The 23,366-nt window shown below is 58.8% G+C and carries 23 protein-coding genes and 1 pseudogene; 19 read left to right on the forward strand and 5 right to left on the reverse strand.

What is annotated here, in order from left to right:
- Positions 1-65: 65 nt before the first annotated feature.
- Positions 66-2,276: a DUF3945 domain-containing protein gene (locus tag PK28_RS18300; RefSeq protein ID WP_044518314.1), complete on the reverse strand. Its 2,211-nt coding sequence runs from the start codon at positions 2,274-2,276 to the stop codon at positions 66-68.
- A gap of 223 nt (positions 2,277-2,499) precedes the next feature.
- Positions 2,500-2,685: a hypothetical protein gene (locus PK28_RS18305; RefSeq protein WP_044518316.1), complete on the reverse strand. Its 186-nt coding sequence runs from the start codon at positions 2,683-2,685 to the stop codon at positions 2,500-2,502.
- Between the two features lie 139 nt (positions 2,686-2,824).
- Between PK28_RS18305 and PK28_RS20650 the strand changes: the two genes are divergently transcribed.
- Both PK28_RS20650 and PK28_RS18310 read left to right on the forward strand, forming a co-directional pair.
- The gene (locus PK28_RS20650) at positions 2,825-3,379 is read left to right on the forward strand and encodes an NYN domain-containing protein (RefSeq protein WP_156126582.1); all 555 of its coding nucleotides are present in this window, start codon (positions 2,825-2,827) and stop codon (positions 3,377-3,379) included.
- 70 nt (positions 3,380-3,449) lie between these two features.
- Complete coding sequence (locus PK28_RS18310; protein WP_044518319.1) at positions 3,450-4,271, forward strand: hypothetical protein; 822 nt, start codon at positions 3,450-3,452, stop codon at positions 4,269-4,271.
- A gap of 17 nt (positions 4,272-4,288) precedes the next feature.
- Here PK28_RS18310 and mobC read toward each other — a convergent pair whose 3' ends face one another.
- The 3 genes from mobC to PK28_RS18325 form a co-directional block, all read right to left on the reverse strand.
- A complete protein-coding gene (gene mobC, locus PK28_RS18315) occupies positions 4,289-6,298 on the reverse strand; it encodes a conjugal transfer protein MobC (RefSeq protein ID WP_044518321.1) in 2,010 nt (669 codons plus the stop codon).
- Between the two features lie 135 nt (positions 6,299-6,433).
- Positions 6,434-7,306: a relaxase/mobilization nuclease domain-containing protein gene (locus PK28_RS18320; protein WP_048826624.1), complete on the reverse strand. Its 873-nt coding sequence runs from the start codon at positions 7,304-7,306 to the stop codon at positions 6,434-6,436.
- Entirely contained in the window at positions 7,303-7,626 is a 324-nt protein-coding gene (locus PK28_RS18325; RefSeq protein ID WP_048826626.1) for a plasmid mobilization protein, read from the reverse strand. The genes PK28_RS18320 and PK28_RS18325 overlap by 4 nt, the downstream gene beginning before the upstream one ends.
- Positions 7,627-8,393: 767 nt before the next feature.
- Here PK28_RS18325 and PK28_RS18330 point away from each other — a divergent pair.
- The 17 genes and pseudogenes from PK28_RS18330 to PK28_RS18410 all read left to right on the forward strand — a co-directional run bounded on the left by PK28_RS18330 (position 8,394) and on the right by PK28_RS18410 (position 23,347).
- Positions 8,394-9,107 carry a ParA family protein gene (locus tag PK28_RS18330; RefSeq protein ID WP_044518323.1) on the forward strand — a complete coding sequence of 238 codons (714 nt, stop codon included), beginning with the start codon at positions 8,394-8,396 and terminating at the stop codon, positions 9,105-9,107.
- A 61-nt stretch (positions 9,108-9,168) separates the two neighbouring features.
- Positions 9,169-9,870, forward strand: a complete 702-nt coding sequence (locus PK28_RS19415) for a hypothetical protein (RefSeq protein WP_048826628.1) — start codon at positions 9,169-9,171, stop codon at positions 9,868-9,870.
- A gap of 174 nt (positions 9,871-10,044) precedes the next feature.
- Positions 10,045-11,913, forward strand: a complete 1,869-nt coding sequence (locus PK28_RS19420) for a sensor histidine kinase (protein WP_156126583.1) — start codon at positions 10,045-10,047, stop codon at positions 11,911-11,913.
- 32 nt (positions 11,914-11,945) lie between these two features.
- Positions 11,946-12,710, forward strand: coding sequence for a LytTR family transcriptional regulator DNA-binding domain-containing protein (locus tag PK28_RS18345; protein WP_044518325.1), 765 nt, complete (start codon positions 11,946-11,948; stop codon positions 12,708-12,710).
- Positions 12,711-12,931: 221 nt separating this feature from the next.
- Positions 12,932-13,759, forward strand: coding sequence for a hypothetical protein (locus PK28_RS18350; protein WP_044518327.1), 828 nt, complete (start codon positions 12,932-12,934; stop codon positions 13,757-13,759).
- 49 nt (positions 13,760-13,808) lie between these two features.
- Complete coding sequence (locus tag PK28_RS18355; RefSeq protein ID WP_044518329.1) at positions 13,809-14,126, forward strand: DUF4134 domain-containing protein; 318 nt, start codon at positions 13,809-13,811, stop codon at positions 14,124-14,126.
- 9 nt (positions 14,127-14,135) lie between these two features.
- A complete protein-coding gene (locus PK28_RS18360) occupies positions 14,136-14,468 on the forward strand; it encodes a DUF4133 domain-containing protein (RefSeq protein WP_044518331.1) in 333 nt (110 codons plus the stop codon).
- A gap of 28 nt (positions 14,469-14,496) precedes the next feature.
- On the forward strand, positions 14,497-16,983 hold the full coding sequence (locus PK28_RS18365) for a TraG family conjugative transposon ATPase (protein WP_044518333.1): 2,487 nt from the start codon (positions 14,497-14,499) through the stop codon (positions 16,981-16,983).
- Between the two features lie 29 nt (positions 16,984-17,012).
- The gene (locus tag PK28_RS18370) at positions 17,013-17,660 is read left to right on the forward strand and encodes a hypothetical protein (protein ID WP_044518335.1); all 648 of its coding nucleotides are present in this window, start codon (positions 17,013-17,015) and stop codon (positions 17,658-17,660) included.
- A gap of 31 nt (positions 17,661-17,691) precedes the next feature.
- Positions 17,692-18,339, forward strand: a complete 648-nt coding sequence (locus PK28_RS18375) for a hypothetical protein (protein ID WP_044518337.1) — start codon at positions 17,692-17,694, stop codon at positions 18,337-18,339.
- Between the two features lie 36 nt (positions 18,340-18,375).
- Positions 18,376-18,762 carry a hypothetical protein gene (locus PK28_RS18380; RefSeq protein ID WP_044518341.1) on the forward strand — a complete coding sequence of 129 codons (387 nt, stop codon included), beginning with the start codon at positions 18,376-18,378 and terminating at the stop codon, positions 18,760-18,762.
- A 45-nt stretch (positions 18,763-18,807) separates the two neighbouring features.
- The gene (locus tag PK28_RS18385) at positions 18,808-19,365 is read left to right on the forward strand and encodes a TraJ family protein (protein WP_044518343.1); all 558 of its coding nucleotides are present in this window, start codon (positions 18,808-18,810) and stop codon (positions 19,363-19,365) included.
- Between the two features lie 17 nt (positions 19,366-19,382).
- Positions 19,383-19,918, forward strand: a pseudogene (locus PK28_RS19425) (TraJ family protein).
- 39 nt (positions 19,919-19,957) lie between these two features.
- On the forward strand, positions 19,958-20,518 hold the full coding sequence (gene traK, locus PK28_RS18395) for a conjugative transposon protein TraK (RefSeq protein WP_048826635.1): 561 nt from the start codon (positions 19,958-19,960) through the stop codon (positions 20,516-20,518).
- Between the two features lie 62 nt (positions 20,519-20,580).
- The gene (gene traM / locus PK28_RS19430; protein WP_048826637.1) at positions 20,581-21,774 is read left to right on the forward strand and encodes a conjugative transposon protein TraM; all 1,194 of its coding nucleotides are present in this window, start codon (positions 20,581-20,583) and stop codon (positions 21,772-21,774) included.
- A 12-nt stretch (positions 21,775-21,786) separates the two neighbouring features.
- A complete protein-coding gene (gene traN / locus PK28_RS18405; RefSeq protein ID WP_044518347.1) occupies positions 21,787-22,650 on the forward strand; it encodes a conjugative transposon protein TraN in 864 nt (287 codons plus the stop codon).
- Between the two features lie 151 nt (positions 22,651-22,801).
- Entirely contained in the window at positions 22,802-23,347 is a 546-nt protein-coding gene (locus PK28_RS18410; protein ID WP_044518350.1) for a hypothetical protein, read from the forward strand.
- The last annotated feature ends 19 nt before the right edge of the window (positions 23,348-23,366 follow it).

The raw sequence follows: 23,366 nt of genomic DNA on the forward strand, positions 1-23,366 counted from the left end.
AAGAAGCCCGGAAGCGAGCTTCCGGGCTTGTAGGGTGAGAAATGGCGGTTTTGAGGGAGGCCCGGCTAGTGACGGGGTCCCCGGGTTTTCACTTGGGGCGCTTCGGTTTTGACCGGGGCCGGGGCTACGGTCTGGGTGGTGGCCTTCACCGTCTGCTCGGCTTTCGGCGCTTGGCGCTGGGCCAGCTCGTGGGCGGCGGGCTTCACCTCAATGCAGGCCTTGGCGGCGTTTACCTGCACGGTGCCGTCGAACTTCTGCCCGCCGCTGCCGCTGGCCATGTTAGCCAGCGCTACTACTTTGCCCTCGCGCAGGTCGTGGCTTTGCTCGGGGGTGAGCTTGACCCCGGCCACGGTGTCGTGCAGGGTCACCTTGTTTTCGGGCAGCACTACGACCTTGTTCATGGCCTTATCCACGGCCACGTAGCCGTTGAACTCGCGGCCCTGCTCGTCCTTAAGGCCGCGAACCAGGCCGGCGTTGCCTTCAGTTTCGAGGCGCTGGCGCTGCTCGGGCGTGAACGGCTGGCCGCCAATCTCGTTGGGAATAACCAGCTTTTCCTGGGGCAATTCCATTTTGAGCGTAGCCGTGCCGTCGGCCTCGCGGTGGAGCAACATCTTGCCCTCGAACTTCACGGGCTCCTGGCCTTCCTTGCCCGCTACCTGCATGGGCAAAAGGTCCGTTTTCTCGCCATTAAGCAACTTTTGCAGCTGCCCGCTGTCGGCTAACTCCGCCGTATTCAGGCCGAGGGAAGCCAACACCTTTTGCGGCACTTCATCGGCTTTGAATAACGCAGGCTCCGACGACCGCGCGACGGTCTGACGGGCGGCATTGCCAATGACGGGTTCCGCCGCCACGCTGAACGGCTTTTCACTCTGCGCTGGCGGGCCGGGCGAAAGCTCCGGCTGGGCCGCCCCGGCGTGCCGGGTCAGGCGGGCCTGCAAATCCTGGCGGGTTTTCTCGTAGTCGACTTCCAGATTCTGCCGGGTCTTCGGGCCGCCGTTCAGGTGGGCATAGAAGTTTTTCAGAAACGCCGATGCGGGGTTGCCACTCGTGTCGATGTCAAAGATGCTCTTGCCGTCACGGATGACCTGCTCAGTGGTTTTGCCCTGCTGCTGGGCCAGTAGCTGCACCCGCTGTTCGGCCGCCGCCTGCTGCACCTGCTCCGGGGCGGTGAGGGCGTGCTTGGGCACGGCCGAGAGCTGGGCGCTGAGCGCATCCCACTGCTTCACGCCGAAGGCTTCGCGCACCTGCTTGCTACGCTGCGGCTCGTAGTCGTCATCGTAGCCCGCTTCCTGCCGCCGGGCCGCCGCCTGCTCGGGCTTCTCCATGACGGCCACGCCATTCCCCACTTGCCGAAACCCCTGCAGGGCCGCTTCGAGCTGGCCCAGCTTGTGCGACTCGGGGTCGTAGCTAACTGCGAAGCCGCCGCTGAGCTTGCCCGCCGGGTCGCGCTCCAGCTGCAAAGCGCCCACCGCCACGCCGGCTTCTTTTAGCTGGTCGAGGTAGGCGCGCATTTCCAGCAGCGGGGCCACCTCTTCGCCCTTCTGCTGCCAGGTAATGCGCAGCTCCCCGACCGGCTCCGCAGTGGCCGCAGCATCCGGGAAGGGTGTAGGAACCAGGGGCGGCTGCTCGCTGCCTGGCCCCTCCCCTACCGGTTGTTGCCGCTCCGGCGCGGCGACACCTTCTGCTACTTCTGCCCGGGCCTCGTCTCGTAACGCATCCGCGTAGGTGGCCCGGCTTTCGTCCGGTCCTTGCTGCGCGCGGTTGGCCACCCCTTCCAGTTCCGCTTCTGCCTCGGCACGAACTGCCCCGCTAGTGGTGGCCACCTCGCCAGCCAGTTCCTCGGCCCGCGTCGTCAATTCAGCTTGCTGAGTAGATTGTGGGGTTGCCTGGCCAAATACCAGCAACCGCTGCTCGGGTTCGGTTGCGCTGTAGCCCACGCGGCCCTGCTCGGTGATTTTCCAGTTATCGCCCACCTTTTCCAGCAGCGTGGGCTTTTCTACCGTGAGAAACTTATCCTCCCGGCCGGGGAGGCGGTTAGTGGTAAAGGCCCGCATCAGGGCGTGGTCAAATGCATTCAGCAGTTGGCCATCCGCGCCGGGGGCCGGCAGCAGCGCCGCCTGGTTGGGGTTGGCGGGATTTATCTGAATCTCATAGAGGGAGTGCCCGGCGGGCTGCCGCTGCAGGCTCTGCCCGCTGAGGTTGCCATTGGAGGTCGGCACCGCACTCAGGTACCAGCGCTCCGGCGTGGGGGTATTCACTTCATCTTGCTCAGCCATAGGAGAAATGGGTAGGTGAATAAAAGCTGTCCTTCCGGCCGGCGCAGGCGCGACCGGCCCGGAATTCGACCCTGCAAACCTACCGGCCCCCACCAGGCCATGGGAAGAAAGTTGACGAGTGGCCGGAATTGGGCCGTGAGGTGCCACCCGGACACACGAACGGCGCGGAGCCCGGGCGCTAACCCTGACTCCGCGCCGTTCGGCTTGCCCACCTGTCCAGGCCTTACTTTTCTGCCTTCTCCTTGATGAGGTGCCGCAGCGTGGTGTCCTGCCCAATGCGCAGCAGTTCCCTTGCGCACAACTCCTTCACTTCAGTTTTCACGCGGCTGGAGTTGGCTTTAATCAAATCCTCGGCCTCGTCCTTGCCCGTGGGTGGGTTGATGAAGCCGGCGTAACAAAGAGCTGACAAGGCGCGTCCATCCAGTAGCAACTTAGTAGCCGTGTTGCTTTAACTGCACTAACTTGCGATTACCCTGCAGCAGAATTGCTATAGGCGAAGTAATAACAATGTTCGCACTGACAACATCATTAGATAAAACGACTTGATTATGAGTATTAACTTATTTTGGGACAATTCCAATATATGGCTTGTGGGGCAACAAGTTTGCAAGATGCGAGAGCCTGGTTATGAATTTGATTTTCGGATTCACGTAAAGAATTTGTTTGATTTTGCTGTTGATTCACGAACGGTAGATTACGCATATGTAGGTGGTTCTATTCCACCAAACTCTGACCCGCTCTGGAATTACTTTTCTAAACTAGATATTAAAGTTGAAAAGCAAGAACGCGGACAAACCTCAGGCGGCGAAATAGCTGTGGATGAATCCATTCAACTACAGATGGCGAATAGAATCCTAGATAGCGAAGCACCAAGTCATATGCTATTACTAACAGGAGATGGAAGTGGATATCTCAACGGCAAGGGCTTTATTAAACAATTAGAAAGAGCCCTCAAACACGGATGGAGTATTGAGGTTGTGAGTTGGGATAAAGGATGCAACAGGCATTTGAAAGAATTTGCAGAAGCCAGAGGCATTTATCGCTCACTAGAATCAGTTTACGACAAAGTCACCTTCGTCAACAATCAACGATGGGCAAAATAGACTGTTCTAATGATTTACATTCAGCATCATATTGATTAATACTAGAGCCAGCCAAAACACCATTTCATATATGAACCCAAATGGCAGCTTTCTACATATTGATAATTTTTCCGACTTAGGAAAAGTTTACGTGCATGACCATAATCCCGAGGTCAAACGCACTATTATACGACCTGTTTTCAAAGTAGAAAAGACAGAAAATCAGGCTTACTACTTTGCCCCTGGCTTCATTGATACTGACAATATATTTTTTAGCTGTCCTCTCGCAATCTCTTACGTTCAGGTCAATTCAGCCAAGCAAATTTTACCACAACATGGGCACAGTTCTATCATAGAGCTTAATATAAAAGCATTTAACAAAACACTTTCAAGCTATGTGAATGCTAAAATTGAGATTAAAAGGTGGAATATTGATTTCAAAATAATTGGTAAAGTAATAAATTTTATAAATCAATATATCAATTCTGAAAGAGATATAAAACTGATTGATTTCAATTGTTTTTCAAAGATTGATTTGGATTTGAAAGACAAATCAATAATTATTAGTGCAATTGATAGTTTAGAGTTTGTCTTTTTCGATAACAGCATCAATAGAGTAGGAAAAGATAACTTCTTTTGGATTGAAGCAGAGATAAGAAACATGCCAGAAGATAGATACTTAAGAAAACTAATCATATCTAACTTGGCTAATCAATGCACGCGCGTCGAAACAAAAGAGTACGGAGCACTTATTGTCTTTGACATCGAATCAGCATATACGGCCTCTTACATCAGACGAATGATTGAAGAATCTACTGCTTTAGAAAAAAAAGCAAAAGATTTATTGAAGCTCGATATGGCAATTGAATATAATCCTGTTGAACAATCAATTGAGCAATTAGCAATAAAGTAAAAGACTCATTAACACCTCTATTTCTCCGTTTTCTCCTTGATGAGGTGCCGTAGCGTGGGGTCTTGCCCGATGCGCAGCAACTCCCGGGCACACAGCTCCTTCACTTCGGTTTTCACGCGGTTGAAATTGGCTTTAATCATCTCTTCGGCCTCGTCCTTGCCCGTCGCCGGGTTAATAAAGCTGGTAATGTCGGGAATGGGCTGGTAGGCCTGGGCCTCGGCGGCCACCGCCTTCACGTCCACCTGAATCCGGGCGTGAAACACCTTCTGGTCGATTTCCTCGCCGAAGTTGTCGGCCACCGCGCCCACGAAGTTGCCCTGGGTGAGGTTGGCAATGGTGCTGGCCGGAATCATGCTATCCATCTGAGTCGAAAGGCTGGTGCTGGTTTCGCGCATATTGATGCTCAGACTCTGGCGCTGCTGCAGAATTTTGCCGAACCGCTCGCTCAGCCACTTGCCGCTGTTGCCCGACACCTGCCCGCTGAACACGTTGCCCACGGTGTTCTTAATGACTTCGGCCTCCTTCTGGCCGTAGTCGCGCTCCAGCTGCGAGAAGTCCTGAAAGCCCAGGCAGGTGCTCACTTTGTTACTGCGGGCCGTGGCAATGAGGTTGTCCAGCCCCTTAAAGTAGATGGTGGGCAGCTCGTCGATGATGATGGACGATTTACGCTTGCCCTTCTGGTTCACCAGCTTCACTAGCCGGGCATTGTAGAGGCCCAGCGCTGCCCCGTAAATGGCCTGGCGCTCGGGGTTGTTGCCCACGCACAAGACCTTGGGCTCCTCGTTGCTGTTGATGTCAAGCGTGAAATCGTTGCCCGACATCACCCAGTAGAGCTGTGGCGAGGCCAGCCGGCCCAGCGGAATCCGCGCCGAAGCAATCTGGCCTTCCAGCTGCTCAATGGCATCTTTCTGGAACGCCGACACGAACGGCTTTACCAGATTCTCAATCTCGGGGTACGAGGCCAGCACCGGGAAAATCTCTTCGTAGTCGCGGCTCAGAAACTCGATGACATGGGGAAAGGTGCAGTATTTACCCTTCTCAAACAGCTTCAAAAACCAAATAATGGCCGCCACAAAGTTGATGGGCGACTCCACGAAAAAGTCGCCCTGCTTCTGAATCCAGCTCTTGTTGAGGTTGAGCATGATGGTAGAGGCGCTCTCGTAGGCGTCCACGATGTCGGTCATCAGCTCGGGCAGCAGCGGGTTGCAGCGGTGACTCTTGCGAGGATTGTCGAAGTTGATGACGTAGAAGCCCACGGGCTTATCAAACTTGTCCTGGTGGCGCAGCAGCGTGTTGTAGCAGATGCGGCTCAAATCGTCAAACTTGTAGTCGTAGATGTACATGCAGAAGCCCTTGGCCAAGTGCTGCCGGATGAACTCGTTGATAATGGCGAACGACTTGCCCGAGCCCGGCGTGCCCAGCACCATGGTAGCTCGAAACGGATTCACCACGTTCAGCCAGCCGTGGTGCTTCTTGCCGCGCAGCTGGTACTCGGTGCGCAGGTTCACCGAGTACTCGTTTTCCATCAGCCGCTCCTCCTGCGGGAAGCTTTCGTTGGCCTTGTTAAAGATGTCCTTCATCAGGTCGTTGTTAAACAACCTACTCAGCCAGGCCCCGGCGCTCAGCAGCAGCAGAAAGCCCGCCGACAGCAGCCCGGTATATAGCGCCGTTGTTAGCCCGGCCCCCAGCGCGAAGCTGCGCACGATATCCGACCCGTAAATCAGCGCCAACCCGATGACCGCGTAACCCACCACCGAAGCCCCTTTGAGCTTTTCATTGGCCCGCCCCCGCGTGCCGAGGCAGCTCAGCAGCAGGAACACCACAGATAGCGTCTTACTCACCCAGCTGGCCTTAAACAGGAAGGTATTTTTGGTAAAGCTCTCCAGAACATGCTCGACCACGGCCGGTGTCCAGCCCATGCTTTTGAAGTAGCCGAAGCAGTAATAGTAGATGTTAATGCCCATCAGCACAATGGCAAACAGGCGCATAAACTCCATGATTTTCCGTAACCCTTTCTCGTCTTCCATCGCTTGAAACGCTTGGTGAATCAAGCAACTTACCCCCGCCGGCAACGCCCGACGCGGATTATTTGACGAGCGGTTCAAAGTCAGCGGTGAGGTGCAAATCGGCCACACGAACCAAACCACTCCCCCGCCCAGAACTCAACGCGCAGGCCCTTTCCTGCGGGGGTGCTTTGGCGGCTCCGGTCTGCTTTGCCTTGGCAATGGGGGTAGTTCGACCACGGCGGGAGCAGAATCAGCTTCCGGCACTAGCGTGGCCTGCACTATCGGCGCGGCCAGGGCTTCGCGCAGCTGCGCCCCTTTATAGCCCACCTCCTGCCCCCTCACCGCCACGCCGTTTGTTTCAAAGCCCACCCCGCGTAAAACGCCGCCCTTGTCGTGGGTGTAGCGAATCCCAATCATCTCTTTTTGCAATTGTAAAGTCAGCCACTCCTCCCCTCCCCTATCAGGTTGGCTGAGTAAGTGCTCCAACGTCCTGCTTACCTGCTCCCGCGCCGCCTCCTTCGTTGGGTCCAGCGCCCGCAGGCTGCGCCTTCGCTCGGGAATAGGGTCCATGCCCAGCTCCTGACTTATCTGCCGCGTAATGGCTGGCTGCCGGTAGAAGTTATTATCCGTCCGCAGGGCCGGTCCCCCATCAATCGGCACCCGGTTCAGATAGATGTGAACGTGGGCGTGCCGCTTATCCCGGTGCTCATACACCACCACTTGGTGCCGGTCAATGGGCGCGCCAATCAGTTCGCAGTAGCGCTTAGCCGCCGCCACTTTCTGCGCTTGGCTCACCACCTCCCCCGCCTTCCATGAGAGCACCGTATGCCACACTGGTTTCTGAATCTTTTTACTCTGGGCCGCGACGGCCCGCATGTCCTGCGCCATCTCCCTGGGACTACCCGGAATCAGATTAGCCACGACTAGAAGCGGAGCCTCGCCCGGCTCTTTGCCCTTGCCCTGCCGCTGCCCCGCACCGTACGTTAGCGCCCCCTCGAAGTCATTACCGGTGGTGGTCTTTGCAATCATACCAAGTACCCTCTGATAATGGCCAGTGCCTGCACTAACTGGGCTTCGTGGGAACTAAAGGACTTGCCAGCCTGCGCCAGTCGAGCTATCTGATTCAGGTTAGTACCGATACCTACCAGTTGCCGTCGCAGCTCCGGCGGGATATTTTCTTTGACCTCAACTCCCCGGCCTACGTCGCGCAAATAAGCCGACACTTTTTTGTAGCCAGCGGCCGTTGCTTTTGCCTGCAAATCCTTTTTCTCATCCGGACTTACCCGCACGTCAATACGCAAAGTACGGCCTGCTTCAACGCTAATTTCAGCTTGCTTATCTGGTTCCATGATGATTCTCGGGACATTAGCTTACCGAGGTTTACTAAAACTACTTTAGAATTTTGACTCACTAGATGCTATACGCTAAACTAGCAAGCCAAGCCATGTGAGCCTGCGAACTTGGCGGTGTCATTGAATCGGGCAAACGAAGTTTGTCCGGACAATGACATGGCTTGCTGGACGATGAACGAGCTATTGGAACGGGGGCGTTGCACGGTGCTAGGACTAGGGCTAGGCTTAGTGAGTTATGCCACAATGCAACTTTAACCCTTTGCAACTTTACACCCTATGGTCTCAACAATTTTGCCTTTACTACATAGAGTCATCTCTGGTTAATTCTGCCACATTACCCCATTGCACCTTTGCAACTATACAACTTGAGACAGGACAGAACGCATTGCGCTTGGGCGTTTAGTTAATTGCACCAATACACCAAAACAACTTTGCAACTTTACCACACAGCTTCTTCACAAATTTTTGCCATAAAGTTGCTTTGCAACAATACAACTAATTACCTTCGCCACATTACAACTAAACAACATTGTCACATCCAATCTTTGTTGTTTTGCAACTTTGCAACTAGGCAACTTTTGCCTTTTGCAACAAAGCAACTTTATTGTGTTGCACCATTGCACCTAAGTGGCTATGCCACAACGCCACTTTGCAACTAACAATCTAACATCTTCAAACACTCTGGCCCTTCGCATGAATCAACCCCACGTACTCGCATTTGCACCCAGAAGGGGGGCGCTGGTAAGTCGACCATCGGCACGCACATGGCCTCGGCGCTGTGCTACTACTATGGCTACAAGGTGGCCATGGTGGACTGCGACTACCCGCAAAACTCCTTGCACGCCTACCGCCTTGAAGAGCAGAACCGGCTGCAGTCGGAAGCGCCGTTTCAGGCCCGCCTGCTGAAGCAGGGCATCCCGCCGTATCCGGTTATCATTTCCAGCGTGGAAAAAGCCGTGAGTTCCATCGAGGGATTGTTTGAGCAGGACTATGATTTCATCCTGGTGGATACGCCCGGCACGGTGAACGTGGTGGGGCTCCCCGAACTGCTACGGCTGGTGGATTACATCTTTCTGCCGATTGAGCCTGACAAGGGCTCGATTGCCTCCACCATGTCCTACATGGGCATCCTGGGTCAGTTTGTGCAGTCTCGCGATGAAGACTCCAACCTGCTGGGCTTCTACGCCTTCTGGAACAAGTTCGTGAAGTCCGAGAAGAAGGGGATTTATGATAAGACGGAGGAGCTGTTTCAGGAGAAGGGCCTGCCCTTGCTCAAGAGCCGGGTGGAACTGCTGATGACCTACAAGGAAAACCGCTCCACGATGTTTCCGCTGCCGGAGCGTGACCTCAACCGCCTTGGCCTGGGCCAGCTCATTCTGGAAATCCTCACCCTCGTGGTAGGCGAGGGGGCCGTTACGCCCTCGGGTAAAACCATTGCGTTTACGGCCCCGGCTGTCGAGTCAGCCCCCGGCGCGTAGCCTCACGGCCCATCCGCCGCTGCTTTTCCTTTAAAATTTCAAGCCTGCATCCTCCTTCATCATGGCCAAAGCCTCCACCAAGAAACCTAAACTCACCCCGGAAGAACAAATGGCTGAGCTGGCCCGCCTGACGGGCTCCGTCGCGGCCATCAGCCACATGGGGACCAGTCAGCCCTTCGTACTGCCCACCCCGGCCCCGGAGGCTACTCCCACCCCGGCGACTACGGCCCCGGATGCAGCAGCGGTGCCCGTCGAAGCCGCGCCCCCGGTCCCAGCAGCAAAACCGGAACCGTCGGTGCCAGTCGCACCCATTGCCACCACGGAGCCCGCGCCTCAGCTTGCTGCGGCTCCCGAGCCATCCGCCAGGGCAGTGCCAGTAGAACCAAAGGGAGAAAAAGCATCTGCCGTGGTGGCACCGGCACCGCCGGCAGCTCCGGCGGCTGTGCTACCCGTTGCAGATGAGGAGGAAGAAGAGGCGGTGGCAGTGGAAGCTGCGCCGACGCCAGCTGCCACGGGGGACGGCAAGGATAAGCTGGACCTGACTTCCCTCTTTGCCGATTCGGCGGAGAAGAAGACCTTTCAGATTCGCATCACGGCCAGCCACCAGCAGTTTTTCCAGCAGATGGGCCTGCTGCTGGGTGGGGGAGCCTCCTCGACTGATGTTATTCACAACATCCTCGCCCAGTTCAAGGCGGCGAACGAGGCCCAGATTCAGAAAGCGTTTCAGCGGCAACTGCGCCAGATGATGTCGCCCAAAAAGTAAGCGTATCCGTTAGGGGCTATTTCGCCGGCGCGGCGCCATTTTGGGCCGGTCGGTTCTTCCTTCCCTATTTCAAACTATCCCCTCCGCTGCCGGCCCACCTGGGCAGGGTAGGGGAGGGGCCCTATTCTCTACCAGCAATGCGCAACAGCAGTACTTCCATTTCCAGCCCCCAAGGTGCGTCGAAGCGACGTGGCGGGCGGTAAGCGTTTGACCGTGCTGGCCCTGCTGTGGGCCGGTACGGTAGCCCGCGCAACTGGTTTGCCGGCCGAAAACAGCCTGGCTTCGCCCGGGGACAGCGCCACCGTTGACTCGCTGCGCGAAGTGGCCCGGCGGCGGCAACTGCCGGACTCGGTCCGGTTTCAGACGTTACGCGCTTTAAGTGACGCGCTATTTGCGCAGGATGAGCCGGAGGCCCGCCGGGTAGGGGAGCAGGCCGTGCAGCTGGCCCGCCACCGGCGGGACTGGCCGCGCGTGGCCGATGGCTTGTACCAGCTGGTGGTGAACTGTGAGCGGGCGGCCGACTACGTGGCCGCCATGCAGTACAGCCAGGAAGGCGCCGGCGTGGCCAGGGTGCACCGGCTACCCGACGAATGGCGCTTCACGCAGTGCATGGGCCTGGTATCAGTGGATACCAAAGACGTGACCGGGGGCCTGAAGTACATGCGGCAGGCCTACCAGCAGCAAGGAGCCGTGGGCAACGTTCCACCCCGCGAGCGGGGCGGGCTGCTGCTCAACCTGGCCAACACCTTTCTGGTGATGCAGCGCTACGACTCGGTGCTGCACTATGCGACCCGGGCCCTGCCCTACATGCAGCGCGCCAAGGATGCCCGGGGCCTGGGCTACGTGTACCAGTTCCGGGGCGAGGTGTACGCCATGATTAAGCCCCAGACCACGGCCACGCTGGATTCAGCGGCGACGAACATGAACCGGGCCCTGCGCATCATGCAGCGCCACGGATTTAGGCCCCAGACCGCCAGCTCGGCCCTGGCACTGGCCCGTGTGTACCGGCTGCAAGGCCAGCCGGCCGTCTCGCAGCGGATGGCGGAACTGGCCCTCACCCTGGCCCGCGAGCTGAAGATGCCCGACTACGAGGCCGACGCGCTGGCCAACCTGGCCTGGGCGCACGCCGACCAGGGCCGGATGCGCCGCTCCTTCGACCTCGACAACCGGGCCCAGGACCTGCGCGATTCTCTGTTCAACGGAGACAAGGCGCAGGCCCTAGCCCAGCTGCAGGTGCGCTACGACGTGAAGCTGCTGACGGAGCAGAAGCGGGCCGCCGAGTTTGAGCAGCGCAGCCAGCGGGCGCAGCTGCACTCGCTGTGGCTGCTGCTGGGCGGGCTGACCACGACCATCGGGGTGGGCAGCTGGCTGTACTGGCGGCTGCGGCGGCAAAAAGCCCTGCTGGCCGTGGCCAATCAGGCCAACTGCCGGTCCGTAGCCGAAAAGGAGGTGCTGCTGCAGGAAATTCACCACCGGGTGAAAAATAACCTGCAACTGGTAAGCGGCCTGCTGGGCTGGCAGGCCAGCACCCTGCCCGAGCCTGCCCTGGTGGCCGCGCTAACCGCCAGCCGGGACAGAATTCAGAGCATGGCCATGGTACATGAATTCTTATATCAAGCCGACAATCTGGCCGAAGTGCGCATGGACCAGTACCTGCGCGAACTGCTTGATTCTCTGAAAACGGCGCTTACTAAGCCCGAGCAAGCTATCCAGCTGAGTACGGACCTGGCCCCGGTAATCATGAGTCCCAAAGAGGCCAGCACGGTGGGACTGGTGGTCAACGAAATGGTGACCAATGCGTACAAGCACGCTTTTCAGGACCTTGCCCAGGGCAACCTGCACGTTTCCTTCGCCAGCCGCCCCACCGGCTTTCAGCTCACCATCGCCGATGACGGGGCCGGAATGCCGGCCCAGGACGCGCCGGCGAAGGCCCACTCCCTGGGTATGCAGCTGGTCCGCACGCTCACCAAACAGCTGAAAGCGAAGCTGTCGGTGACCGGTTCCTTTCCCACGGGCACACGCATGGAGGTTACTCGTGAATGACGAGCCACGCGGCATGCCCCTTATCCCACCCTATGTCTACCATTCTCATAGTTGAAGATGAATTGCTTATTGCCGCCGAGATAGAACGCACGCTGGTTCGGCTGGGGCACACCCCGCTCGAACCCGTCGACAACAGCGATGAGGCCCTGCGCGTGCTGGCCACGCAGCCCGTAGAGCTGGTGCTGATGGACATCAATATTGCCGGCGACTGCGACGGCATCGCGGCCGCCCTGCTCATTCGCCGGCAGTTTGCCGTGCCCGTGGTATTTCTCACCGCCCGCTCCGACGCCGACACCCTGAACCGCGCAAAGCTGGCCCAGCCCTACGGCTACCTGGTCAAGCCCTTCACCGATGACTCCCTGCGGGTGCAGGTGGAGCTGGCCCTCTACAACGCCTACCAGGCCGGGCCCACCGGCCCTGTTTTAGATGCCGCCAATGCTGCCGGCACGGAAGTACTGGGGCCGGCTGAGCGCTGCCCCAAGTTCAAGGATTACTTGTTCGTGCGCAAGGGCTCCGGCCACGTCAAGGTGCTGCTCGCCGACATTCTCTACTTCGAGGCCCTGCAGAACTACGTGCGAATGCACACGGTACGGGAGAATTTCGTGTTCGACTCCACGATGAAGGAGTTGGAGCAGAAGCTGCCCGACCAGTTTTTCAAAACCCACCGCTCCCACATCGTGAATCTGGACCACGTGCAGGCTTACGAGGAAAGCAGCGTGCTGCTGGGCAAGGAGTACGTGCCGGTGAGCCGCTCGTGCAAGGACGAGTTGAAGAACCGCATTCACCTGGTGGGCTAGTCCCCGCCCCAATGGCCATTTCAACGGCACGCAGCCCGGTTTTACCCCCGGAGCTGCGTGCCGTTCGTGTGTCGGGGCTGCACCTCACCATTGAATTCTAACCATTCGTCAACTTTCTACCCAAGCGGTTTATAGCCCGGATAGGTTTGTAGCGTCAAATCACGGTTTGGCAAGTTCACGCCCGGGCCGGTCGGCCTGGGGTGCCACGCTATTTCCCCGCGATGCTCAGCGCCTATTCCTGGGGCCAGTTTGGCCTTTTCGTTTTGGTTGTGGTTCTTCTCTACTACCTGGTGGTGGGCCTGCTCTACTACCGGGCGGAACTCACGGCCCTGCTGACGCCGGGCAAAAAAATGGCCGGTGCCCAGCTCGCCGGCGCGAGCAGCAGCGTGGTGGCGCCTCCCTCGCTTGTGCGCCCCACCTCAGCCTTTGTAAAAGTCACGCCAGTGGCCACGGAAACCCAGGAAGACGCCGATAACGCGGAACGTCCCGAAGCCGGGGCGGACCAGAACCTGCCGGCAGCGGCCGAGCCGCTGGTCAGCGGGGCGCTGCCCGATTCCACCGGCACGGCCACTGGCCACGACGAAAGCACCAGCGACACCGCCCCGATGGAGGCATCGGCCGCCGCGGGTGACGAGGCGCAGGCGCAGGATGAGAATCGCACCGAAGAAGCCGACCAAGCCGATGAGCACTTGGCTGCGCTGGTCCGGCGCGAAGCTCACAGCCTGCCCACGGAGCCTGTGACTGCAGATACGGCCGCTGATGGGGTACTGGAGCCCGAAACCGTGCAGCTAGCCCCAATGGCGGATAGCTACAAGCCGCTGGCCACATTCGATGAGCCGGTGGCCTCGCGGCTAGACATTGTCCCTGTGGACCCGCCCAAGCTGGTGGCCGCTGCTTCGGTCGCCGAATACCTGACCCTGCTGCAAACCGGCCAACAGCCTGCACAGCCTATCGAGCTGGCCGGCACCAGCCTGGCCGAGCAAATGGCCCGGCAGATGGCCCTCAACCACGCCGAACTGGATGACCTGTTCGGCCCCGACGAGGAGTAGCCGGCGCTTCTTTCCAACCTCTCAGATTCCCGATTCCACTTCCATTGCCATGACAAAGAAACCCTTCATTACCTCGCTGGCCCTCGCGGTCCTACTCCTCAGCTCGCAGTTGCTTTACGCCCAGACCGGGGGTGGCAATGGCACGGCCGGCATACAGGATGCCACCACCCAGGTCACCAGCTACTTCGACCCGCTGACCAAGCTCATGTACGCCATCGGCGCGGTGCTGGGCCTAGTGGGAGCCATCAAGGTGTATGGCAAATGGAACGCCGGCGACCAGGACACGCAGAAAACGGCCGTGTCCTGGTTTGGCTCGATGATTTTCCTGGTCATCGTGGCCACGGTGGTGCGCTCGTTCTTCCTCTAGGCCGCCGCCATGCCCATCTACGACCTCAATCGCGGCATCAACAAGCCCGTCGAATTCAAGGGCCTGGTGGGCAGCAACATCTACTTTCTGGCCGCCGGCATCGGGCTGGTGTTCGCCCTGTTCGTGACCTGCTACCTGTTGGGCGTGCCGCTGGTGCTCACCGTGCTGGTCACCTTCCTGGCCGGGGGCGGCATGTGGGCCGGGGTCTTTGCCCTGAACCGGCGCTACGGCGAGCACGGGCTGATGAAGGCCGCCGCCCGGCGCTCCTCGCCCAGGTACATCACCAACCGGCACAGCCGCTTATTCCAACGCCTCAACGAGGACCCGACCAGCCGCGCCTAGCGGCTGGTTTGGGTGCATTCTTCAGCTTATGAGCAATAAGGTTCTGCCCTCCGTTTCCCTCGAATCCAAGCAGCCCATCTACAAGGTGGAGAAGGATTGCCTTATCTCGAAAAATGCGGACGTGACCGTGGCGTTCCGACTGGATTTGCCCGAAATCTTTACCCTCTCCCGGGACGATTACGCCCAGCTGCAGGCGGCTTTCGTGAAGGCCGTGCGCCTGCTGCCCGACCATTGCGTGGTGCACAAGCAGGACTGGTACGTGGAGGATAAATACGCCCCCGGCTTCGAGGCCGAGCGCACGCTGCTTTCCTCAGCCTACGAGCGCCACTTCAACGAGCGGCCGTTCTTGAACCACTTCTGCTACCTCTACATCACCAAAACCTCGTCGGAGCGGCCCAACTGGGGCAGCACCTCGGGGCTGCTGGCCCGGCGCAACATCGTGCCCAAGGACATGCTCGACACCAAGGTGCTGGAAAGCTTTTTCGACAATGTGGGCCAGTTCGTACGCACGCTGGAAGGAGTGGGACCCACCAACGCGCCCTACATCCGCTCGCACCGGCTGACCTCGGATGAGCTGGCCGGTACGGCCGAAAAGGCCGGGCTGCTGGAAAAGTACCTGGCGCTGGACCTGTCCGACCAGGCGCTGCAGGTCGACCTCGACTTGACCGAAGGGCTGAAAGTAGGGGCGGAGTTCTGCCAGATGTTCTCGGTGGCCAACCTCGATGACCTGCCCACGTCGGTGGAAACCGACATTCGCTACGAGCAATACAGCACCGAGTACTCGGACTTCCCCATCAGCTTCGCCGCCCCGCTGGGGCTGCTGCTGGGTGCCAACCATATCCTGAACCAGTACGTGTTCCTGGATAACACCACCAAGACGGTGAAAACCTTCGAGCAGAAGAAGGACCGGCTCAACTCGCTCTCGCTCTACTCGCGGCAGAACGCCATCAACTTCGAGTATTACAATGCCTTTCTGAATGAGTTGATTGCCCACAAGCGCCGGCCGGTGCGGGTGCACTGCAACGTGCTCACCTGGGGCCGGCACGAGGAGGAGCTGACCGAGGTGCGCAAGCTGGTCAACGCCGCCTTCAACGCCATGAACTGCAAGCCCCGGCAGAACACCGTGGACATCGCCGCGCTCTACTGGGGCGGCATTCCGGGCAACGCGGGCGACTTTCCCAGCGAGGAAACCTTCTACACCTTCATCGAGCAGGCCGTCTGCTTCTGGGCCTCCGAAACCAACTACCGCAGCACCGGGGCCACCAAGGGCATTAAGCTTTCCGACCGCCTTACGGGCAAGCCCGTGCTGGTGGACATTTCGGATGAGCCGATGAAGAAGCAAATCATCTTCAACCGCAACAAGTTCGTGCTCGGCCCCTCGGGCTCGGGCAAGTCGTTTTTCACCAACCACATGGTGCGCCAGTACTACGAGCAGGGCGCGCACGTGCTGCTGGTGGACACCGGCAACTCCTACAAGGGCCTCTGTGAGCTGGTGGGCGGGGTGTATTTCACCTACGAGGAGGACGACCCAATTGCCTTCAACCCCTTCCTGATTTCGGGCAAGCTGGATGTGGAGAAGAAGGAATCCATCAAAACGCTGCTGCAGGCGCTCTGGAAAAAGGACGACGAAAGCGTGAGCCAGTCGGAGTACGTATCGCTCTCCACGGCCGTGAGTCTGTATTACGTGATGCTGGAAGCCAACGCGCTTATCAAGCCGAGCTTCAACACGTTCTACGAATTTGTTAAAGGACCTTATCGCAAGATTCTGGAGGAGGAGAAGGTCCGGGAGAAGGATTTCGACATCGACAACTTCATCTACGTGCTCAAGCCCTACTACCGGGGCGGCGAGTATGACTACCTGCTGAACTCCGAGAAAGAGCTGGACCTCGTGCAGGCTCCCTTCATCGTGTTCGAGCTGGACAACATTAAGGACCATCCCATTCTGTTTCCGGTGGTCACGCTTATCATCATGGAAACCTTCATCTCCAAGATGCGCAAGCTGAAAGGGGTGCGGAAGATGATTCTGATTGAGGAGGCCTGGAAGGCCCTCACCACGCCCGGCATGGCCGCCTACATCAAGTACCTCTTTAAGACGGTGCGCAAGTTTTTCGGCGAGGCCATCGTGGTGACCCAGGAAATCGACGACATCATCGGCAACGAGATTGTCAAGGACGCCATCATCAATAACTCGGACTGCAAGATTCTGCTCGACCAGCGCAAGTTCATCAACCGCTTCGATGAGATTCAGGCGCTGCTCTCGCTCACGCCTAAGGAAAAAGACCTGGTGCTGAGCATCAACCGCGACAACAAGGCCACGCGGGGCCGCTACACGGAGGTATTCATCAGCCTGGGTGGGGTCGTGTCGAAGGTTTACGCCATCGAGGTGTCCAAGGAAGAATACGTGACCTACACCACCGAGGAAACCGAGAAAGTGCGGCTGTTTGAGAAGCTCAAGCAGACCGGCGATATGCCCACGGCTATTAAGCTTTTCGCCAACGAGCTCCGCGAAGGGTAGGGCGGCTGATTTCAACCAAAGGGAAAAACATGAAAACGAGAATCACGCTCCTGGGCCTGGCCCTACTGGGCCTTGGCATCACTAAAGCCTCCGCGCAGCTCGTGGTGACGGCTCCGGTGCTCGAAGTGCAGTCGGGTGTGCAAACCGGCTTGCAGAACACCATGAAGGGCCTTTCCTCGGCGGCCAATGTGCTCGTGAAAGCCGGCGTGAAGGAGCAGGAACTGACCAAGGTCTTTTCGGAAAAGAACCTGCAGCTGGCCAAAACCTGGTACGACGGCCTGCTGCAAGTCAGCGCGGCGGTGCGCGGCTACCGGCGCGTGCAGTCAGTTTTTGAGAAGCAGGGCCGCATCATTCAGAACTACTCGACGGCCATTGAAACGCTGCGCCAGTCGCCCTACGTGGCCCCGGAACAGCTATCGGCCATGACGACGATTTACACCAAGATGCTGACTGAAAGTGCCAACACGCTCTCGGATTTGCAGACCATCGTGAGTCCGGCTATGCTCAAAATGACCGATGCCGACCGGATGCGCTTCATCGACAAGCTCGATGTGAAAATCACCGACCAGCTGGGCCTTATCAACTACTTCACCCAGCGCAACCTCGTGCAGATGCACCTGGCCGAGCAGAAAGCGCAGGATGCGCAGGCCCTCAATGCGCTGATGGGTACCCGCTAAGTTCTACTTCCACTTTTCCCGGCTATCTACTATGAAATCAGGCACAAAACAGCTCGTTGTGGCGCTGGCCTTGCTGGCAGGCCCGGCTTACGCGCAAATGCCGGCTGTAATCTCGGCCCCGATTGCCGAAGACCAGTCCCGTAAGCAGGTCGTGCACCAAGGTATTTCGACTACCCTGCTCGGCCAAGGCAAGGTGCTGGCGGGCGATATGACCAAGGTCAGCGGCCAGATTAAGGGCGTTATCGACCAGACGCAGGCGCTGCACGACCAGTGGTACAGCAGCCTGCTGCAAATCAGCGCCGGCGTGCGCAACTACCGCCGGGTTCGGGAAATCTACACGCATCAGAGCGAGATGATAAGCCAGTTTTCGGCCATCATTCCAGAGCTGCGCACCAAGCAATTATCGGCTACCCAGCTCGGCGAGGCCTCAACAGTGTACCAGGGCATTCTCACGGAGAACATTGCCCTGATGGGCGAGCTGGCGGGAGTGCTCAGCGCCAGCAAGGCGAAGATGACCGACCCGGAGCGCATCGAATTCATCGACAACATCGCCGACCGCATCAGCGAGCAGCACAACCTGATGAACTACTTCAGCAGCAAGTGCCGGGCCATCGCGCAACAACAGGCCCAGCAGGTGCAGGACCGCGAATCGATGCGCGCTTTCATGACGGCGCGCTAGCGCGGCAGCTTCCTACCCAACTCCTACTTCCGACTTATGAAAACTTTCCTTTTCCTACCCTTGGTGCTGCTGGCTACCAGCTGCAGTTCCGAGGTGGTCAAGCCAGACCCGCGCGTGGCCACAATTCACCAGCAACACGAGCAGCTGCTGGCTCAGCAAAAGCAGTACGTCGCGCTGCTCGGCACGCTCACCGGCCCCGAAAAGCTTAGTCCGGCCCACATCAAGGATTCGGAGCAACGCTTCGCCGATATGGTGCAACAGAGCCAAGACAACCTGACCGCCCTAGACCAACTCGACCCGGCCAAGGCCCAGGACCCGGCGCAAACCGCGCTGGTCGGAGAGCTGGCCACCAAGGAAGCAGGCATTCTGGCCCGGGGCACTCGGCGGTTGGCCAACGTGCACGACGAGCACTACCTACCCTAAGCTGCTTTTCCTGACTGCCTATCCCTCCACCCTTCGAACTACCCCATGGACCCAACTTCCATCGACCTCAACATGGCCCTGTATGAGCAAAAGCTCGAAGGGATTTACACCGAGATGCTGACGTTCACCGCGCAGTTCATCAACCTGGGCCGCGCCATTGGTGGGGTAGGGGCACTGCTATTCATCAGCAGCCGGGTGTGGGGCCATATTGCCCGGGCCGAGCCCATTGACTTCTTCCCGTTGCTGCGGCCGTTCGCCATCGGGCTGGCCATTCTGCTATTTGTGCCGCTGTGCTCGGGCCTGCGCGGCATCACCATGGCTGTGGCCCACGGCACCGATGCCATTCGCCTCGGGCAACTGGGGGAAGTGAACCGGCTGACGGGTGAGCGGGACCGACTGGCCGCCGATGCCAAAGCCAAATCGGATATGCAGATAAACGAAAAGTACGAGGAAGACCTGGGCAAGCTCGGTGCGCTGGACATTGGCCGAAAGGCCACACTGGCTATGAATCAGGTGCAATACTCGGTCGGCCAGAACTTCCGGGAGTGGACCAAATCCATCTTAGAGCTGGGGCACTGGCCGCTAAGCTGGCCATTAGCCTGATTTCTACTTTCCTGCTGGTGCTGCTCAGCGTAGCCGGGCCGCTGGCGTTTGGTATTGCCATCATCCCCGGTTTTGGCGGCGGACTAATGAAGTGGTTCGGCTATTTCATCACGATTTCGCTCTGGGTGCCGGTGGCTAACATCTATGCTGCCGTGCTGGCCACGTGCAGGTCACGATGCTCAACAGCAACATCCAGCAGCTGCAGGCCGGCGGCAGCGTCGAGTCGGCCGACATCGGCTACCTGTGCCTGCTGGTACTGGCCATCGTGGGCTATCTGATGGTCCCAAAAGCAGCCGATATGCTTATCGACGGCTCGGGCGTGGGCCGCGCCGCTACCTCGTTTATCACCACCACCACGGTGGGGGCGGCCGGTATTGCCGGGGCCACGGGCGGAGCAGGCCTGCGCACCGGGGCCGATGGCTTAGGAGCTGCTGTCGGCGCGGGGCAGGGCCTAGCCGGCATGGGCAGTGGCAGCAACGCCACGCGGGGCGAATCCTTCGGGCACCGGGCAGGCACAGCGGTGCGCGAGCGCATCAACCGCCTGCGCGGCTAGCCGGAGCGGCCTACTATTCTTCCACTTATCCATTACGTCATGTTCGCGTCCCTCAAAACCATCGACTCGGCTTTTCAGCAGGTCAAAACGCTGGCGCTGCTCTTCATCGTCGCGGTGCTGGTGTTGGCTGGCACCATTGCCTACTTCGCGTTTCAGTCCACCAACGCGGCCGCCAACCGCATCTACGTGCTGGAGGGCGGGCAACTGCTTACGGCCGGAGCGCAGGATGCGCGGGCCAACCGGCCGGTGGAAGCCCGCAGCCATGTAACGCGCTTTCACGAGCTGTTTTTCACCCTTGACCCCGACCAGAAGGCCATCGACAGCAACGTCAACAAGGCACTGTACCTGGCCGACAATTCAGCCAAGCGGCAGTATGAGAACTTCAAAGAGAAGGGCTTCTACAATGATTTGATTGCCGCCAACATCAGCCTGGAAATGACCGTGGACAGCGTCGTGGTCACCAACTCGCGGCCGATGGTAGCCCGCTGCTACGGGCACCAACGGGTCATCCGGGCCACCTCGGTTACGAACCGCAACTTCCTCTCAGAATGCTCGCTGCGCGACGTTACTCGCTCGGAAAACAACCCCACGGCTTTCTGATGGAGAACTGGCGGGTACTGAAGAACGAGGATTTGAACACCCAGCCCCGCTAATCTGCTCCCATGGAAACCAAACCGCACGACGCGCAATTTCTTCGCACCCGCAAGATGGCTACCTTCCTGCCGGTGGTGGGCGTGCCTTTTCTGGCCGTGTTGTTCTATCTGGGCGGAGGTGGCAAGGGCACGCCGGCCGCAGCGCAGAGCACCGAATCCGGGTTCAACACCAACCTACCCAAGGCGGAAAAAGCCACCATCACCACCAGCAAGCTAGAAGCCTACGCCAGCCCGGTGGATTCGATGCGGAACCGGGGCTTGGTCGATGCCAAGCTGGATACGGCGAAAGGCACCGGGCTGTCCTACGGCATTGGAGCCGATGGGAAAGCCGGGCCCAGTGGCTCGGTGGATAAATCGGTGGCCGCCGCCCAGCAGCAGCTGATTGCTGCCCAGCAGGCCCAACTCAATGGCGGGGCCAATACCACCGCTGCACCGGCCGCCCAACCCGGAGCCCTCACGCCGCAGGAACAAATGGAGCTGATGCGCACGCAGCACGAACGCGACCTGGCCGAGCAAAAGGCGCAGCTGCAAATGGCCGCGATGCTGGCCCAGTCGAACAGCGCCGGTGGGGGCGGGGCGGCTCCTCGGGCGGTGGCCGTAGCCCCTAAAAAGAAGAAGCCCAGTACCCGGCTGCGCGCCGTGGATGATGATGCCGTAGTATCGCGCCTGGGCTCCAATGGGCCGGGACGCAAGCGCACGGCTTCCTTCCAGGGCTTTGATGCTGAAACCGGTACGGGCGGCGATGGCAACACGCTGCCGGCCGTCATTCACGAATCGCAGGAAGTCGTCAGCGGCTCGCTGGTGAAGATGCGGCTAACCGAGTCGGCCGTCATCAACGGCCACTCTCTGCCTGCCAACACCTTCATCTACGGCAAGTGCAGCCTGGCCGGTGAGCGGCTAAGTATTGCTATCGAAACGCTGAAATCGGGCAACAGCGTGTTTCCGGCGGCGCTGGAAGTGTATGACGTGGACGGGCTGGAAGGCCTGCACATTCCCGGGGCCATCACCCGCGATGCCGCGAAGCAGGCCGGCGCGGAGAGCTTAGGCGCGGCCGATATGATGACCATGAGTGCTAACCCCGCGACCGCCGCAGCGGGCGTGGCCGTGAGCGCCGTGAAGGGCATTGGCCAGAAGAAAATACGCTTGGTCAAGGTCCGCCTGAAGGCTGGCTACAACGTGATGCTCAAAGTAGACAAAGACTAACGACTCCTTCCCATGAAAACCACCCTATTCGCTACCAGTGCCCTTTTACTTGGCTTGGCGGCTGCCCCGGTGCGGGCCCAGACCTCGGCCGCCCGGATGCTGCAATACTCGGAAGCCAACAAGCTGCCGACCTATCCGCTCTACATCAGCGACCAGAAAACGACCCACCTGGTATTTCCTTTTCCGGTCACCTACGTCGACCTGGGTAGTTCGGGCCTGATTGCGGCCAAGGCTACCGGCGCGGAAAACATCGTGCGCGTGAAAGCGGCTTCGGCCGGATTCCCCGAGTCGAATATGACGGTGCTCACCTCGGATGGAAAGCTGTACTCCTTCGTGGTGAACTACCAGCACGACCCTAAGGTGCTCAGCCTCGACCTGGGCGCGGCTGGGTCTGCCTCGTCGGCGCAGGGGGAAGCCATCCTGTCGAACTCACCCATCCCGCAAGGGAATCTGGACGCTTACTCCCGGCAGGCGCTGGCAGCAGGCGGTGTTTCGGCCAGCGAGAGTGCCAATCAACTCAGTGTGCGTGCCGGCAACGTGGGCTATAAGCAGGAAACCCTGTTTTTTCCGCTGCACATCGCCAACAAGTCGAACGTGACTTACGACGTGGACTTCGTCAAATTCTACATTCAGGACAAGCAGGTGGCCAAGCGCACGGCCGAGCAGGCCTTGGAAATCACGCCCATTTACGTCTTCAATGGGGGGCTGAAAAAGATTGATGCCAAAGGCAAACTCGAACAGGTCTACATCTTCAAAAAATTCACCATCCCCGAGCAGAAGCAACTCATCATCGAGGTGTACGAGAAGGGCGGCGGGCGCAACGTCAAGCTCAAGCTCGCCAACGCCGACCTGCTGAAAGCCCGCACGTTCAGGTAGCATTTGGCTCATTACCGATGCGGACCACCAGCTCATAAACGTCCAAAAAGGAACACCGCGCCTTCATCCGCCGTTTAGAAGCAGACCAAGGGCATTCGTTTTCCTGCTGAAACAGCGGTGAGGCAGGTTCCCTTCCACTATTTGCACTTCTATGTCAGACTACCAGAGAGGACTCGACGAAGGCCGCAACGAGCAGTACTCCTACCAAGCCTCGCGGCAGGTGGGGCAAGGACTTGGCAAGCTGATTGGCTGGGTGTTGATAGCGGGGACCCGCCTGGCGGTGGAAGTATTACTGGCGGCTCCGTTTCTGATGCTGGGTTTCGTTGTGATGGCTCCAATGGATTTTCTCGGGCCTACGCTTGGCGCAATCCGCTTGCTGGGAATCGGTGCCCTGGCCTACTTATTTTATGCCGGCCTCTATTGGTTGAAAGGAGTCGTGATTGCCCTGCATCGCCGCGAGGGCTGGCTGTGGCTATTGCCGTTTTCGGTGTGCGTGGCGGTTGCGTGCCTGCTGCCCGGCTGGCTGGTCCGACTATTCGTCATCAGTTCGTTTCCTACAGCCAGCGCAGTGTGGGGCTGGGGCCTCGGGGCAGCCTTTGCCCTGTTTGCCTATGGACGCTACCGCTTTACCGAAGACGTTGCCCCCAACCTTGCGCTGTGGTCTTACCGCCGGGGCTACCACTGGGCGTTTCGCTAATATGTACAGCTGATTTCTT

Origin of the sequence: Hymenobacter sp. DG25B, from assembly GCF_000801315.1 — a bacterium.
Classification (GTDB): Bacteria; Bacteroidota; Bacteroidia; order Cytophagales; family Hymenobacteraceae; genus Hymenobacter.

Coding starts and splice junctions, on each gene's coding strand:
- PK28_RS18350 (WP_044518327.1), top strand. CDS start 12,932: ATGCTCAGCGCCTATTCCTGGGGCCAGTTTGGCCTTTTCGTTTTGGTT.
- PK28_RS18365 (WP_044518333.1), top strand. CDS start 14,497: ATGAGCAATAAGGTTCTGCCCTCCGTTTCCCTCGAATCCAAGCAGCCC.
- PK28_RS18375 (WP_044518337.1), top strand. CDS start 17,692: ATGAAATCAGGCACAAAACAGCTCGTTGTGGCGCTGGCCTTGCTGGCA.
- PK28_RS18370 (WP_044518335.1), top strand. CDS start 17,013: ATGAAAACGAGAATCACGCTCCTGGGCCTGGCCCTACTGGGCCTTGGC.
- PK28_RS18410 (WP_044518350.1), top strand. CDS start 22,802: ATGTCAGACTACCAGAGAGGACTCGACGAAGGCCGCAACGAGCAGTAC.
- PK28_RS18330 (WP_044518323.1), top strand. CDS start 8,394: ATGGCCTCGGCGCTGTGCTACTACTATGGCTACAAGGTGGCCATGGTG.
- PK28_RS18300 (WP_044518314.1), bottom strand. CDS start 2,276: ATGGCTGAGCAAGATGAAGTGAATACCCCCACGCCGGAGCGCTGGTAC.
- PK28_RS18385 (WP_044518343.1), top strand. CDS start 18,808: ATGGACCCAACTTCCATCGACCTCAACATGGCCCTGTATGAGCAAAAG.
- traM (WP_048826637.1), top strand. CDS start 20,581: ATGGAAACCAAACCGCACGACGCGCAATTTCTTCGCACCCGCAAGATG.
- traK (WP_048826635.1), top strand. CDS start 19,958: ATGTTCGCGTCCCTCAAAACCATCGACTCGGCTTTTCAGCAGGTCAAA.
- PK28_RS18355 (WP_044518329.1), top strand. CDS start 13,809: ATGACAAAGAAACCCTTCATTACCTCGCTGGCCCTCGCGGTCCTACTC.
- PK28_RS19415 (WP_048826628.1), top strand. CDS start 9,169: ATGGCCAAAGCCTCCACCAAGAAACCTAAACTCACCCCGGAAGAACAA.
- PK28_RS18360 (WP_044518331.1), top strand. CDS start 14,136: ATGCCCATCTACGACCTCAATCGCGGCATCAACAAGCCCGTCGAATTC.
- PK28_RS18310 (WP_044518319.1), top strand. CDS start 3,450: ATGAACCCAAATGGCAGCTTTCTACATATTGATAATTTTTCCGACTTA.
- traN (WP_044518347.1), top strand. CDS start 21,787: ATGAAAACCACCCTATTCGCTACCAGTGCCCTTTTACTTGGCTTGGCG.
- PK28_RS18320 (WP_048826624.1), bottom strand. CDS start 7,306: ATGATTGCAAAGACCACCACCGGTAATGACTTCGAGGGGGCGCTAACG.
- PK28_RS18345 (WP_044518325.1), top strand. CDS start 11,946: ATGTCTACCATTCTCATAGTTGAAGATGAATTGCTTATTGCCGCCGAG.
- PK28_RS18325 (WP_048826626.1), bottom strand. CDS start 7,626: ATGGAACCAGATAAGCAAGCTGAAATTAGCGTTGAAGCAGGCCGTACT.
- PK28_RS20650 (WP_156126582.1), top strand. CDS start 2,825: ATGAGTATTAACTTATTTTGGGACAATTCCAATATATGGCTTGTGGGG.
- mobC (WP_044518321.1), bottom strand. CDS start 6,298: ATGGAAGACGAGAAAGGGTTACGGAAAATCATGGAGTTTATGCGCCTG.
- PK28_RS18380 (WP_044518341.1), top strand. CDS start 18,376: ATGAAAACTTTCCTTTTCCTACCCTTGGTGCTGCTGGCTACCAGCTGC.